This is a genomic window from Rhodopseudomonas palustris, assembly GCF_007005445.1.
Taxonomy (GTDB): Bacteria; Pseudomonadota; Alphaproteobacteria; order Rhizobiales; family Xanthobacteraceae; genus Rhodopseudomonas; species Rhodopseudomonas palustris_G.
The window spans coordinates 3,269,219-3,284,005 of sequence record NZ_CP041387.1 but is presented as its reverse complement, the minus strand read 5'-3'; the positions used below and the strand labels follow the sequence as shown (position 1 = coordinate 3,284,005).

The window sequence follows — 14,787 nt, the reverse complement described above, 5'->3', positions numbered from 1 at the left end:
AATGGCAACAAGCTTCGCCGCCGCGATCCGGGATGGGCTGGCCACCGCGCTGGCGGCCGATCCGAACGTGATCTGCTTCGGCCTCGGCACCGACGATCCCAAGGGCGTGTTCGGCACCACGCTCGATCTGCACAAAGAGTTCGGCTCGGACCGGGTGTTCGACATGCCGACCTCGGAAGCGGCGATGACCGGCTTTGCGATCGGCGCGGCGCTGAACGGGATGCGGCCGGTGATGACGCATCAGCGGCTCGACTTCGCGCTGCTGTCGATCGATCAGCTCGTCAACAATGCCGCCAAATGGCGCTTCATGTTCGGCGGCAAGCGCGGCGTGCCGATCACCATCCGGATGATCATCGGCCGTGGCTGGGGTCAGGGCCCGACGCATTCGCAGAGCCTGCAATCCTGGTTCGCGCACATTCCCGGGCTGAAGGTGGTGATGCCGACCACCGCGGAGGACGCCAAGGGCCTGCTGCTCGGATCGATTTTCGACGACGACCCGGTGATCTTCCTGGAGCATCGCTGGCTGCACAATATGCAGGGCGAGGTGCCGACGGGCGATGTCCGCACCCCGCTCGGCAAGGCGCGTGTGGTGCGCCAGGGCGATGCGGTGACGATCGTGGCGATGAGCTATATGACGGTCGAAGCGCTGCACGCGGTCGATCATCTGGCGGCCCAAGGCATTGCCTGCGATCTGATCGATCTGCGCAGCATTCGTCCGCTGGATTGGCCGACAGTGATTGCCTCGGTGCAGAAGACCGGGCGGCTGCTGGCACTGGATTCCGGGCATCTGACCGGCGGCGTCGCCGGCGAGATCGTGGCGCGGATCGCGACCGATCACTTCGCCAGCCTGAAATGCGCGCCGCAGCGGCTCGCGGCGCCGGACGTGCCCGAGGCCACCAGCCCGGCGCTGACGAAGACTTACCACGTCCGTGCCGAGCACATCGCCGAGGCCGTCGGTGACATGCTGGGACGCGAGGTCGAAACCGCCTCGCTGATCGCCCAGCGCAGTTTCCCGCACGACGTGCCGGGCACCTGGTTCTCGGGACCGTTTTGAGGGCGCGATGATGGCACGATCTCTCACCGTCATTGCGAGGAGGCGAAGCCGACGAGGCAATCCACTGGCTCAGTGCACGGAGCTCCTGGATTGCTTCGCTTCGTTCGCAATGACGGGGCGAGGGCGGGACTCGAATAGGCGGAGGCCGTCATGTCCGTGACCTTTCGTGCCGCGGTGCTGACCGAGCTGAACCAGCCGCTCTCAATCGAGACGGTCGAGGCGCCGCCGCTCGCGGCCGGACAGGTATTGGTCAAGCTGGCTTACTCCGGCGTCTGCCACAGCCAGGTGATGGAAGCGCGCGGCGGACGCGGGCCGGATCGCTATCTGCCGCATATGCTTGGGCATGAAGGTTCGGGCGTCGTCGTCGAGATCGGCACCGGCGTCACCAAGGTCGGGCGCGGCGACCGTGTCATTCTCGGCTGGATCAAGGGGCAGGGCGCCGACACCCAGGGCGTGCGCTATCCCAGCGGGGAGCGCGTCATCAACGCCGGCGCCGTCACCACCTTCAACGAATACGCCGTGGTCGCGGAAAACCGTCTCACGCCGCTGCCGGCCGGGCTGCCGATGGATGTCGCGGTGCTGTTCGGCTGCGCGCTGCCGGTCGGCGCCGGCATCGTCATCAACATCGCCAAGCCGCAGCCCGGTTCGACGCTGGCGGTGTTCGGCCTCGGCGGCATTGGGCTCGCGGCGCTGATGGCCTGCAAGCTGTTCGCCTGCAAGCAGGTGATTGCGGTCGATGTCGAAGCCGCCAAGCTGAAGATGGCGACAGAACTGGGCGCGACCACGGTGATCGACGCCTCGCGAAGCGATCCGGTCGAGGAGATCCGCAAGCTCACCGGCGGCCTCGGCGTCGACATCGCGATCGAGTCCGCCGGCCTCACCCGCGTGATCGAGCAGGCGTTCGACGCCACCCGGCGGTTCGGCGGACTGTGCGTGTTCGCCTCGCATCCGCGCAGCGGCGAGAAGATCGCGCTCGACCCGTTCGAGCTGATCTGCGGCAAACGGATCCTCGGCACCTGGGGAGGCGATGCCAAGCCGGAGCGCGACATCGAATTGCTGGCCGGCCTTTATCGCGACGGCAAGCTGCCGCTCGATGCGATGTTCACCCGGCGCTACACACTCGACGAAATCAACGAGGCGCTGGACGATCTCGAACATCGCCGCAGCGTGCGCCCGCTGATCGAAATCGACCCGTCGTTGAGGTGACGACGATGCTGCATCCCGAGACCGGCACCACGCTCGCGGAGATCCGGAAGAAAGCCGGGCGCCGCCGCAGCATCGTGTTCGTGTCGGGCAATTTCAACATCGTCCACCCCGGCCATCTGCGGCTTCTGAAATTCGCCGCCGATTGCGGCGACTATCTGGTGGTCGGCGTCACCGCCGATCCCGGCTACGACTGGATGCTGCCGGCCGAGCTGCGGCTCGAAGGCGTGCGCGCGATCGGCGTGGTCGACCACGCCTTCCTGCTGCACGATGCTGCGGAGGATTTCATCGCGGCGCTGCAGCCGAATGTCGTGGTGAAAGGCAAGGAGCACGAGGGCGCCGACAATCCCGAAAAGGCGGTGCTCGATGGCTATGGCGGCCGCCTGGTGTTCTCCTCCGGCGAGGTTGCGTTTTCGTCGCTCGATCTGATCAAGCGCGAGTTCCGCGAATTCAATCCGTCGTCGATCGTCAAGCCGCTCGACTATCCGCGTCGGCATCGCTTCGAGCTGCTTGAACTGAAGAACGTGCTGGCCGGATTTCCGAAGCTGCGCGTGCTGGTGATCGGCGATCTGATCGTCGACGAATACATCGCTTGCGATCCGCTCGGCCTGTCGCAGGAAGATCCGACCATCGTGGTGACTCCCGTGCTGCGCGAATTGTTCGTCGGGGGCGCCGGCATCGTCGCCGGTCATGTGGCCGGCATGGGCGCGCAGGTCGGCCTGCTCACCGTCGGCGGCGGCGACGCGATGGCGGATTTCGCCCGGGAGCGGCTGGCCTCCTACAACGTCGATGCCACCATCCTCACCGACGAGAGCCGGCCGACCACCACCAAGCAGCGGTTCCGCGCCGGCAACAAGACGCTGCTGCGCGTCAGCCATCTCAAGCAGCACGACGTCGATGCCGATCTGCAGACGCGGATGCTGGAGACGATCGAGCATCGGCTGCCGACGACTGATCTGGTGGTGTTCTCCGATTTCAACTACGGCTGCCTGCCGTCTCGGCTGGTCGAGGCGATCGGGCAGGCGTGCCGCGCCCGCGGCGTCCCGATGGTGGCGGACAGCCAATCATCGTCGCAGGTCGGCGACATCTCACGCTTCACCGAGATGCTGCTGATCAAGCCGACCGAGCGCGAGGCGCGGCTGGCGATGCGCGATTTCGATTCCGGTCTGGTCGTGCTGGTCGAAGGCTTGCGCGAAAAGGCACGCGCCAAGAACGTGATCCTGACGCTGGCGGCCGAGGGCCTGCTGGTGCACGCCGAGACCGGCAGCGCCGGCACGGTGGTGACCGACCGGCTGCCGGCGTTCAACACCGCGCCGAAGGATGCGGCGGGCGCCGGCGACTCGTTCTTCGTCTGCGCCGCGCTGGCGCTGGCGATCGGCACCGACATCTGGCGCAGCGCCTATCTCGCCTCGATCGCCGCCGCCTGTCAGGTCGGCCGGATCGGCAACATCCCGGTCACCGCGCGCGACATCATCCGGGAGCTCGACACGTGAGCGGGAGTGCCAAGGCGCTGCTGGTCGCGGCCGGCCTCGGCACGCGGCTCGCGCCGCTCACCGACGTGCTGCCGAAATGCCTGATGCCGATCGCAGGGCGCCCGCTGCTCGGGCTGTGGCTGCAGATGCTGAGCGAGGCAGGGTTCTCGGAGATCGTCGTCAATCTGCACCATCACGCCGAGCTGGTGAGCGAGTACATCCGCCGCAGCCCGTGGTCGGGGCGGGTGATCCTGGCGCCCGAAGCCACGCTGCTCGGCACCGCCGGCACGCTGCTGCGGCATCGCGAGAGGTTCACGGAGGGGCCGACGCTGTTCGCCCATGCCGACAATCTCAGCCTGTTCGGTCCGCGCGCCTTCCTCGCCGCCCATGCGCAGCGCCCCGCCGATACGGCGATGACGATGATGAGCTTCGTCACCGATCAGCCGCAGAGCTGCGGCATCCTCACGCTCGACTCCGCCGGCCGCGTGCTGGAGATGGACGAGAAGCCGCAGCATCCCAAGGGCAACCTCGCCAACGCCGCGGTTTATCTCGTCGAGCCCGAGGTGATCGACTTCATCGCTTCGCTCGGCAAGCCGGTAGTCGATTTTTCGACCGAAGTGCTGCCTGTGTTCATGGGGCGGATCTTCGCGTTCCACAATGGCAGCTATCATCGCGACATCGGCAATCCCTCCAGCCTGGCGCTGGCGCAGCTCGATTTTCCGCTTGCGGCTATTCAGTTCGAAAACTCTGCCCGCCATTGCGAGGAGGCGCCGCCGACAACGCAATTCAGCCCCGCGCATGGCGCCTCTGGATTGCTTCGCCTTCGGCTCGCAATGACGGAGACCAATAGCGACGATCCCTGGTATGGCCTGATGACCGACAACAACGGCGCTCTCGCCACAGCCTTCGCGCAGGCTGCGGCAAAGACCTATGGGGGCCAGCGATGAGCGGCAGTGTCGTCATCGCGGCGATCTCCAGCGACATCGGCGTCAGGCTGGCGCAGCTCTATCGGGCGCGGGGCTACGATGTCATCGGCACCTATCGGTCCAGCGAGAATCTGGACGAGCTGAAGGCCGATGCCGGCATCCATCTGGTGCGTTGCGATCTGACCGATCCCGGCAGCGTCCGCAGCGCGGCGGCGGAGATCGCATCGCTCGGCAAACCGTGGGAGCGGCTGATCAGCGCCGCCGGGCAACTGTCGCCGATCGGCGATTTCTTCGGGCGCGATTTCGAGGATTGGGCGGCGTCGCTGTCGCTGAATTCGGTTGCGCAGATCCGGCTGCTGCATGCGCTGCATCCGCTCCGTGCACAAGCATCGACCGCGAAGGTCGCATTCCTGGTCGGTGGCGGCATCAACGGCCCGTTCCGCAACTACTCGGCCTATTGCCTCGGCAAGGTGATGCTGGTGAAGCTGTGCGAATTGCTCGACGACGAATATGCTGACGTGCACGCGATCGCGGTCGGCACCGGCTGGGTCAACACCAAGATCCATCGCCAGACCGTCGAGGCCGGTGACGACGCCGGCGTCAATCTCCGCCGCACCCTGGAGTTCCTCGACAGCGGCGCGCAGGGAACGTCCTACGAGGACATCTTCGGCTGCATCGAATGGGCGTTCGAGGCGGGCCGCGCGGCGACCGGCGGGCGCAATTTCTCGGTGGTGCACGATGCCTGGCGCGGCGGCGGTGCGGCGCTGACCGAACGGCTCGCCGCCGATCCGAACATCTACAAGCTGCGCCGCCACGGCAATTGATCGGCCGCGCAAGGAGGACAAGCGTGAAGCTCTCCGACTATGTCATCGACTTCCTGGCGCGGCGCGGCGTCACCCATGTGTTCGGGATTTCCGGCGGCGCCGCGGTGCACATGTTCGATTCCGCCCAGCGCCATCCGGACGTCACCCCGATCTTCCCGCAGCACGAGCAGGCCGCTGCGATCGCTGCCGACGGCTATGCGCGCGCCACCGGCAAGCTCGGCGTCGCCATCACCACCTCGGGGCCCGGCGCCACCAATCTGCTGACCGGGGTGTGCTGCGCCTACTACGACTCGGTGCCGACGCTGATGATCACCGGGCAGGTCGCCACCCATCGGCTGAAGGGCAAGAATCAGATCCGCCAGCTCGGTTTTCAGGAGACCGACGTCACCTCGATCTTCGCCACCGTCACCAAATACGCGGTGCAGATCTCCGATCCCACCACCATCCGCTATCATCTGGAGAAGGCGTACTACCTCGCATTCGAAGGCCGGCCCGGTTCGGTGCTGATCGATCTGCCGGACGATCTGCAACGCGCCGAGATCGACCCCGACGCGCTCGCTGGCTTCACGCCGGAACCGGCAACCGCATCCAGCGATCTCGACGCAGAGATTGCGGCGCTGCTGCCGCTGATCGCGCGCGCGAAACGTCCCGTGCTGGTTCTCGGCGGCGGGTTGTCGACGCCGCGGATCGGGTCGATGCTGGATCAGCTCGTCGACCGCCTCGGCATGCCGGTGCTGACTACCTGGGCGGCGACCGATCTGATCGCAGCCGATCATCCGCTGCGGGTCGGGCCGTTCGGCGTCTATGGGCCGCGGCTCGGCAATTTCACGGTGCAGAACGCCGACCTGATCCTGTGCCTCGGCAGCCGTCTGTCGCAGAACGTCACCGGCGGCATCCTGCCGTCGTTCGCCCGCGAGGCGACGATCGTGATGGTCGACGCCAGCCGCGGAGAGATGGACAAGTTCGACGACCGCGGCATCCGCATCGCGACCCGGATCGCGGCGCGGCTCGATGACTTCGTGCCGAAGCTGCTCGCCGCGATCGAGGCGGCGCCGCCGCGAGACGCGTGGCTGAGTACAATCGCGCATTGGCGCAGCGCGCTGCCGGACGATCGGCCCGGCCCCGCGCCCGACAATGCCGGCTTTGTCGACGCCTACGACTTCATCGACAAGCTCAGCGACGCCGCGTCCGCCGATGAACTGCTCTATGTCGACACCGGCGGCAACCTGACCTGGACCTGCAACGGCTTTCGCATCAAGCGCGGGCAGCGGCTGATCTCGGACTGGAACAACACCGCGATGGGCTACGCGCTGGCGGCGTCGATCGGGGCTGCGGTACAGACGAAAGGCGGCGTCACCTGCATCATCGGCGACGGCGGGCTGATGCTGTCACTCGGCGAGTTGGCGCTGCTGAAGCGGCACCAACTGCCGGTGCGGCTGATGCTGTTCAACAATCACGGTCACGGCATCCAGAAGCAGACGCTGGAGACCTGGCTCGACGGCCACTATGTCGGCGTCGATGCGCCGAGCGGATTGTCGTTCGTGGATTTCCACAAGGTTGCCGAGGCGATGGATCTGCCGGTGGTCACGATCAGCCGCAGCGCCGACATCGCCGGCCAGCTCCGCGAGGTCTATGCCCGCAACGGGCCGGTTTTCTGCAACGTCGAAATCAATCCGGCGCAGAAGCTGTATCCGGTGCTGAAGTTCGGCGCGCCGCTGGAAAGCCAGTTGCCGGCGATCGACGACGAGCTGATCAAGCGCGAGATGCTGATCGCGCCGTTCGTCGCCGGCACCGCGCCGAAGCACAGCGGCGGCGCGGGGGTGTAGTGCGAAATGGGCTCAGCGCCCGCGGCGCAGCGCCCGGTCCTTGGCTTCGTCGAACGGGGTGGCGCACCAGCGCTTCCACATCGTCCGGTAAGCGTCCTCTACCGCGCGGGTGTAGGCGGCCGGGCCGCAGCGCTCCAGGATGAAGCCGCGCAGGCCGCGCCGGATCGAGCGCAGCCGCTCCAGGTCCGGTTTGCTGGCGATCTCGATGTAGCGCGCATCGTCGGCCGCAATGAAATCCGGCAGCCCGGCGGCGGCGAGCACCGCACAGCCGACCCGGCTGGAGACGGCGTTGCCGAGCCGGCTGACGACCGCGACGCCCATGTACAGCGCTTCCCAGGTCGAGACGCCGCCGGCCTGCGGGAACGGGTCGAGGCAGAGATCGATCTGTTTGAGGGTTTCGAGGTGGTCCTGGCGCGAACTGGATCCGAGCAGGGTGATCCGGTCCGCCGCGATGCCGCGCGCGGCAAACTTCTCCAGCAGCGTCTGTCGCACCGCCGGATCGTCGATCTGGTGATCCTTCAGGATCAGCCGTGACGTCGGCACCGCCGCGAGCAACTGCGCCCACACCTCGATCGCCGCGTCCGACATCTTGGAGATCCGGTTCAGCGAGCCGTAGGTCAGATAGCCGTTGCGGTCGAACGGCAGGTTCTGCGAGCGCCACTCGTCGGGCAGCGGCTCGACGATCACGATCGACGGCAGGTCGTAGATCGCCTCGGCATAGAAGTGCCGGTCTTCGACCGGGATCGCCACCGGGTCGCCGAGCAGATAGTCCATCACCGGCAGGCCGGTGCCGGTGGCGTGGCCCCAGGCGGTGACCTGGACCGGCGCCGGCTTGCGGGCGAACACGCGCAGCCGGTTGCCGCCGGAATGGCCGGAGAGATCGACCAGCACGTCGACCTTGTCCTGCTTGATCTGGTCGGCGAGCTGCTGGTCGGTCATGTGGGTCATGTCCCGCCATTTGTCGGCGGTCGCCTCGAACGCCCGCGTGACGTCGTCGGGGATCACCACGCCCGAGTACAGCACCACTTCGAATTGGCTGCGGTCGTGATGCTCGATCACCGGGCGGAACGAAAACGCCGCCGAGTGCGCGCGGAAGTCGGCCGAGACGTAGCCGACCACCAGACGGCGGTCGGGATCGCGGTCGTTGGCCGGCGGCACCGCGCAGGCCCGGTAGATCGGCGCGCCGACTTGCGTCCACCAGGTCTTGCGGGTCGCCTGCTGGGCCTCGATGGTCGAACCGGCGCAGAAGTCCATCGAGAAGATCTTGCTCGAGATCGCCGCTTCGAAGTTCGGGCGCAGCTCCAGCGCGCGGCTGTGCAGGGTGGTGGCGGTCTCGGCGTCGCCGAGCGCGGCCATGCAATTGCCGAGCAGCGTCAGCGCCGGCACCGAGTTCGGCTCGACCTGCAGCACCGCGGTGCAGGTCGCCAGCGCATCCTTCACGTTCTTCATGAACAGCAGCGTCTCGGCGCGGGCGATGCCGGCCTCGACCGGCCGCTTGCCGATCGACAGCGCGCGGTCGTAGCACGCCAGCGCCTGGGCGAACTGCTTCAGTTCCTTGAACGTCGTGGCGCGGTTGATGAAGGCGATGTCGTTGAGCGGGTCGATTTCGATCGCCCTGGCGTAGCTCGCCAGCGCCTCGTCGTAGCGGCCGAGCTTGTGCAGCGCGTTGCCGCGATCGTTCCAGCTATCGGTGCGGCCGGGAAGCAGTTCGATCGATCTGTCGAAGCTCTCGATCGCCTCGGCGTGGCGGGCGAGGCTGGCCAGTGCGATGCCGCGATTGGCGTATGCGAGCGCAAGGGCAGGATCGAGCGCGAGCGCCTTGTCGCAGGCCGCGACGGCTTCGGCGAACCGCGCCGAGGCGATCAGCATGATGCCCATGTCGGAATGCGCCTGGGCAGATCCCGGCTCGATCAGCAGCGCGCGCTTCAGCGACCGGATGCCGATCTCGAGATTGCCGCTCTGATATTCGGCGAGCGCGTAGAAGTGCAGCGCGGTGAAATTGTCCGGCGCCTTTTTCAGCACCTTCTTGTAGGCGGAGCGCGCTTCGTCGAGCTGGCCGTGCTGATGCAGGACCCGGGCACGCATCAGCAGCACCACCGGCTCGTACGCCTTGTCGGTCCGGTTGCCGGTGGGAATGGCCTTGCTGCGTCCGGGCTGCATTCTGATGATCCGAATCTGACGGAGTGAGCGTACCTCTTCCGGTCCTGAGACGCACCTCAGAGAGACCCGCAGGCGAGGCATCCTCTGCCGGTCGCGTGAATAATTCATTAACCATCGCGCCTCACCCCGGCAAAAGCCGTGCCTCATGCTGCGTGGCGACGATACCGCACGGATTCGGGGGCGGGGCAGGCGCGAATCAGCCCGCGGAATTTCCCGAACGACCCACCAGCAGCGCATCTGAGCTGGTGTCGAGTATTGATTCAATTGGAGTTTTTCTCCTTAAGATGCTGTTAACCATATTTTAAATGGCCCCGGCCATAGTCCCCGGTGCTCAGGAAGAAGGTAGGCCGAGAATCGGCCGCGTTGATCCGGTGCGCACGTGTGTCGTGCAGCCGAGGTCCCTCTCCAGAACAGGCGTCTAAACACAACCGGCGAGCGTCGCAGCGGCAACGATCCGTTCGACGCGAGCAGCGACGTGCGACTGAAGGTCGACGTCCAGCGCGGATCAGGAAGGTTTGCATCATGGCTGATGTGGTTCTCTCAGCAGCGGTTCGCCAGAATCTGCTATCGCTGCAGTCGACGGCCGATCTGTTGGCGACGACGCAGAACCGGCTTGCCTCCGGCAAGAAGGTCAATACCGCGCTCGACAATCCGACAAACTTCTTCACCGCAGCAGGGCTCGACAGCCGCGCCAGCGACATCAACAATCTGCTCGACGGCATCGGCAACGGCGTCCAGATCCTGCAGGCGGCCAACACCGGCATCACCTCGCTGAACAAGCTGATCGACACCGCCAAGTCGATCGCCAATCAGGCGCTGCAATCGAACGTCGGTTACAGCACCAAATCCAACGTTTCGACCACGATTGCCGGCGCTACGCCGAACGATCTGCGCGGCACCCAGACCTTCGCCAGCGCGATCGCGACCAGTAACGTGATTTACGACGGCACCGTCGGCGGTACCAACGGGGTGTCGGCGACCGATACGCTCGGCGGCGGCATCGGCAGCGTGTCGTCGCTTGCTGCCGTGACCAAGAACGTCGCCACCGACGCCACCGCGACCGGCGCCGTGCTGTACACCGGCACTGCGACTGCGACCGCGACCGGCACCGACCTGATCTCGTCGCTGACCAACGGCTCGACCACGACGCCGACAGGCCCGCAGGCCGGCGACGTGCTGGTGGTCGACGGCAAGACCATCACCTTTACCGCGACCGGCACGCCGACGATCGACAGCAACGGAAACTATACGCTCGGCGTCAACCAGCCGATCAACGCGCTGCTGGCGACCATCGACACCATCAACGGCAACACCTCCAACGCGTCGGTGGTCAACGCCGCCGGCCGGCTCGAGCTTCACACCGGCACCAATCGCGAACTGCAGATCTCCGACACCACCGGCGGCACCGTGCTGGCCAAGCTCGGTCTTGGCTCCTCGGTGACGGTGCCGCTCGGCAGCGCCGCTGCCACCGCGATCAACGCCAGCACCAAGCTGTTCAATTCCGTCGGCGGTCTCGGCGCGGCGATCGCCGACGGCACCACGCTGACGGTGAACGGCAAGACCATCACCTTCAAGGCTTCCGACCCGCCGTCGCCGTCGGGCCTGCTGGTCGGTTCCGGCGTGCTCGGCAACATCGTCGCCGACTCCCAGGGCAACTCGACGATCTATCTCGGCACCAGCAACACTTTCACCAACGCCACGGTCGGCGACGTGCTGACGGCGATCGATCTCGCCAGCGGGGTCAAGTCGGCGACGATTGCCGGCGGTGTCGCGACCTTCGCCGCCAACGGTACGCCGTCCTCGATCAGCGCCGGCGGCGTGGTGACACTGAACTCCTCGACCGGCGCGGACCTCCACGTCACCGGCCCGGCCGACTTCCTGAAATCGCTGAACCTCACCACCTCGACCGGATCCGGCCCGACCACGATCGACGTTCCCCGCATCACGGGGGCGGGCACCATCGGCACGCTGATCGAAGACGGGTCGATCCTGACCGTCAACGGCCAGACCATCACCTTCAAGAACGCACCGGTGCCGCTGCCCTCGGCGACCCACACCGGCGTGACCGGCAATGTCGAAACCGACGGCCTCGGCAATTCGACCGTCTACCTGCAGGGCGGCACCATCGCCGACGTGCTGAAGGCGATCGACCTCGCCACCGGCGTGCAGACCGCGACGCTGTCGCAGACCGGCGCGACGCTGACGACGCAGACCGGCGCCGCGAACTCGTCGCTGTCGAGCGGCTCGCTGAAGATCTCGACCGGCAGCGCCTCGGACCTCACCATCAGCGGCACCGGCAACGCGATGCTGGCGCTCGGCCTCGCCGGCAACACCGGCACCTCGACCGTGTTCCAGGCGTCGCGCGCCTCCGGCGCCGGCGGCGTCTCCGGCAAGACCATGACCTTCACCGCCTTCAAGGGCGGCACCCCGGTCAGCGTCACCTTCGGCGACGGCACCGGCGGCACGGTGAAGACGCTCGCCCAGCTCAACGCCAAGCTGGCGCCGAACAATCTGATCGCGCAGATCGACGCCAACGGCGTGCTGACAATTTCGTCGAACAACGACTACGCCTCGTCGACGCTCGGCTCGGCGGAGGACGGCGGCGTGCTCGGCGGCTCGATCACCTCGACGCTGACCTTCACCACGCCGAATCCGCCGGTCGCCGATCTGAATTCGCAGACCGCGCGCGCCAAGCTGGTCGAGCAGTACAACAACGTCATTGCGCAGATCACCACCACGTCGCAGGACGCGTCGTTCAACGGCGTCAACCTTCTGAACGGCGACACGCTGAAGCTGGTGTTCAACGAGACCGGCAAGTCGACGCTGACCATCGTCGGCACCGCACTGTCGCCGGCGGCGCTGGGCCTGCCGACGCTGGTCGCCGGCGTCGACTTCATCGACAACGCCGCGACCAACAAGACGCTCGCCGCGCTCAACACCGCGTCGACCACGCTGCGCTCGCAGGCGTCGTCCTACGGCTCCAACCTCTCGATCGTGCAGATCCGTCAGGAATTCGCCAAGAACCTGATCAACGTGCTGCAGACCGGCTCGTCCAACCTGACGCTGGCCGACACCAACGAAGAAGCAGCCAACAGCCAGGCGCTGTCGACCCGGCAGTCGATCGCCGTGTCGGCGCTGTCGCTGGCCAACCAGTCGCAGCAGAGCGTCCTGCAATTGCTGCGGTGATCGCGGCGCCCCCGGCCTCGCGCCGGGGCGGCGAGGGCGGGCCATCCGCGGTCCGGACGTCGGCGCGATTCGGCGCCGCGCAAATGGCCGTTGCATTTTTCCCCGGAAACGACGCTGCGTTTGTGCTGGATCGATTCGGAAACCCTGCGCATAAGAAAAAACGGCTCGAGCACGAGTCGGTTTTGGCCCGGTGACCGTATGCGAAGGGAGAGACGATGCCTCTGCGAGTCGAATTGAAGCCGTTCGAGCGGATTGTGATCGGCCAGAGCGTGATCACCAACTCCGACACCCGCACGACATTTCTCATCGACGGCGACGCGCCGATCCTGCGCGAGAAGGACATCCTGACCGCGGAGACCGCCAACACGCCGGTCAAACGCATCTATCTCTGCGTGCAGATGATGTATCTGCAAAACGACATACCGGCGTATCAGGATTTGTATCTAGGTTTCATCAAAGACCTGCTCGAGGCGGTTCCGAGCTTTCGCGAAACGATCGAAGCAACCAGTAATCATATCTTAAGCGGCAATCTCTATAAGGCACTCAGAGAGCTGCGCCCCCTCATCAAGCGTGAAGAAGAATTGTTGTCGAGGTAGACGATGTCGAGTGCCGCGCAAGCTTACGCCAGAACCGCGCAAAGAACCGCATCTCCCCGCGAGATCGAAGCGCAGGCGTTGCTGAAGGCGGCCAAGCAGCTCCAGGACGTCGTCACCAACTGGGACGAGAAGGGCGCGATCGGACTTCAGGAAGCGCTGATGTTCAATCGCAAGCTGTGGTCGATCTTCGTCTCCGAAGCGATGCGCGACGACAATCCGCAATCGATCGAGATCCGGCAGAACATCGCCAACATCGGCGTGTTCGTGCTCAGCCAGTCCAGCGCGTTGCAGATCAAGCCGGAAGTCGAGCGCCTGCAGGCGCTGATCGACATCAACCGCAACATCGCCGCGGGCCTCAGCGGTCGCGCATGAGCAGACGCGCGGTGCCGTGTCCGGTGCGATCGGTTCGGTCAGCACGAAGCGCCCGCGCCTGCAACCGGCAGGCCGGGGAGTTCGCGACGAACGATCCGAGCAGGCGTCAGACGACGCGGTCGGTCGTGAGCGAGCCGGTACGCTCGGGCTTCGAATGCTCGAGTTCGCGGAAATAAGCGCGTGCCTTGAGCTGCCAGGATTCAGGATACTGGCTGATCACCGCCTGAGTGTCCTGATCGACGGCGACGTACACCATCTGCGCCGCGGCCCGATCGAAGATCACCTGACGGGAGACCGACGGCGCTGGATCGCTCCCGGGCTTCGCCGGGGGCATAGCCGATCCGGCCTCCGCTGCGGTGACGCTCCGAGGCGCCGGCAGATCGGTCGGTACGGCAGCTCGCGCCGCATCAGGCTCCGGCCTGAGGATCGGCGTCATGACCGGCGCCCCCACCGGCTTTGTGGCGAAATCGATACTCATGTCAGCCTCCTGGCCTCCATCAGGTCAATCCCACACCTCCGCCAGCATCGTGGCAAACAGTTCTGAAATTCCTCCTGCAAAGACTCCGATGATTTGAATCGAAAGCGGTGCTTACCGGAGGCGTGCACGACTCGGCGCCACTGCGCGCCCGCTTCGCAGCGATCGATCGGAGGGAGGCGTCCTACAGCGACCGGCTGACCGCGATCGGCGTGAGCTGGCGCGGGCTCGGGCCGGTGTGACGGCCGTAGGCGGTGTAGGTCTGCGGCGAGTTGCGCTTCTGCACCTCGGCGTTGACGCCGCGGACGATGCCTTCCGAGACGGCATGAGCGGTTGCGAGGACGGTGAGGTTGACCTGCAACATCGCCCTGAACACTTCGTGGTGCCGATGCAGCGTGGCGAGCAGATCCGGCGTCGCTTTGGCCATGTAGGGCTGGCTGGCGCGCACCAGCGTGATCGCAGCGATGTAACGCCGGGTGCCTTCGGTCTTGTCGCCCTCGAGCCGCATCGCGTCGGCGATCTGACCGGCGCGCACAAGCTCGGTTTCGCGCTCGATCACCTTCAGAAGCGATTCCATCACCTCGATCAGGCCCGCGGCGAGGGTGCGGGCCGCCGCCGGCGTGGTGACGGGCTGTACGGCAGCGGGCTGAACTTGCTGGCTTTGCGTCGCGGTCATGGCGTCGTCCTTTGCGG

The 14,787-nt window shown here is 66.1% G+C and carries 12 protein-coding genes; 9 read left to right on the top strand and 3 right to left on the bottom strand.

Annotation, left to right across the window (positions count from 1 at the left end; all coding sequences use genetic code 11):
* Position 1 precedes the first annotated feature (1 nt).
* From FLL57_RS15055 to FLL57_RS15030, 6 genes are all read left to right on the top strand, one after another.
* A complete protein-coding gene (locus FLL57_RS15055) occupies positions 2–1,054 on the top strand; it encodes an alpha-ketoacid dehydrogenase subunit beta (protein WP_142883295.1) in 1,053 nt (350 codons plus the stop codon).
* Between the two features lie 150 nt (positions 1,055–1,204).
* Positions 1,205–2,260, top strand: coding sequence for a zinc-binding dehydrogenase (locus tag FLL57_RS15050; RefSeq protein ID WP_142883294.1), 1,056 nt, complete (start codon positions 1,205–1,207; stop codon positions 2,258–2,260).
* A 5-nt stretch (positions 2,261–2,265) separates the two neighbouring features.
* Positions 2,266–3,750, top strand: coding sequence for a PfkB family carbohydrate kinase (locus FLL57_RS15045; protein ID WP_142883293.1), 1,485 nt, complete (start codon positions 2,266–2,268; stop codon positions 3,748–3,750).
* A complete protein-coding gene (locus tag FLL57_RS15040; protein WP_142883292.1) occupies positions 3,747–4,676 on the top strand; it encodes a nucleotidyltransferase family protein in 930 nt (309 codons plus the stop codon). Before FLL57_RS15045 ends, FLL57_RS15040 begins: the two co-directional genes overlap by 4 nt.
* On the top strand, positions 4,673–5,479 hold the full coding sequence (locus FLL57_RS15035; protein WP_142883291.1) for an SDR family NAD(P)-dependent oxidoreductase: 807 nt from the start codon (positions 4,673–4,675) through the stop codon (positions 5,477–5,479). Before FLL57_RS15040 ends, FLL57_RS15035 begins: the two co-directional genes overlap by 4 nt.
* 23 nt (positions 5,480–5,502) lie before the next feature.
* Positions 5,503–7,305 carry a thiamine pyrophosphate-binding protein gene (locus tag FLL57_RS15030; RefSeq protein ID WP_142883290.1) on the top strand — a complete coding sequence of 601 codons (1,803 nt, stop codon included), beginning with the start codon at positions 5,503–5,505 and terminating at the stop codon, positions 7,303–7,305.
* Positions 7,306–7,317: 12 nt separating this feature from the next.
* Here FLL57_RS15030 and FLL57_RS15025 read toward each other — a convergent pair whose 3' ends face one another.
* Positions 7,318–9,465, bottom strand: a complete 2,148-nt coding sequence (locus tag FLL57_RS15025; protein ID WP_142883289.1) for a tetratricopeptide repeat protein — start codon at positions 9,463–9,465, stop codon at positions 7,318–7,320.
* Positions 9,466–9,987: 522 nt separating this feature from the next.
* On the opposite strand from FLL57_RS15025, the gene FLL57_RS15020 reads away from it, so the two are divergent.
* The 3 genes from FLL57_RS15020 to flaF all read left to right on the top strand — a co-directional run bounded on the left by FLL57_RS15020 (position 9,988) and on the right by flaF (position 13,619).
* Positions 9,988–12,651, top strand: a complete 2,664-nt coding sequence (locus FLL57_RS15020) for a DUF1522 domain-containing protein (protein WP_142883288.1) — start codon at positions 9,988–9,990, stop codon at positions 12,649–12,651.
* 215 nt (positions 12,652–12,866) lie between these two features.
* The gene (gene flbT, locus FLL57_RS15015) at positions 12,867–13,247 is read left to right on the top strand and encodes a flagellar biosynthesis repressor FlbT (RefSeq protein WP_013501210.1); all 381 of its coding nucleotides are present in this window, start codon (positions 12,867–12,869) and stop codon (positions 13,245–13,247) included.
* 3 nt (positions 13,248–13,250) lie between these two features.
* Entirely contained in the window at positions 13,251–13,619 is a 369-nt protein-coding gene (gene flaF, locus FLL57_RS15010; RefSeq protein WP_013501211.1) for a flagellar biosynthesis regulator FlaF, read from the top strand.
* Between the two features lie 106 nt (positions 13,620–13,725).
* On the opposite strand, the gene FLL57_RS15005 is transcribed toward flaF, so the two are convergent.
* Positions 13,726–14,097, bottom strand: a complete 372-nt coding sequence (locus FLL57_RS15005; protein ID WP_013501212.1) for a hypothetical protein — start codon at positions 14,095–14,097, stop codon at positions 13,726–13,728.
* Between the two features lie 181 nt (positions 14,098–14,278).
* The gene (locus tag FLL57_RS15000) at positions 14,279–14,770 is read right to left on the bottom strand and encodes a hypothetical protein (RefSeq protein ID WP_013501213.1); all 492 of its coding nucleotides are present in this window, start codon (positions 14,768–14,770) and stop codon (positions 14,279–14,281) included.
* Between the last annotated feature and the right edge of the window lie 17 nt (positions 14,771–14,787).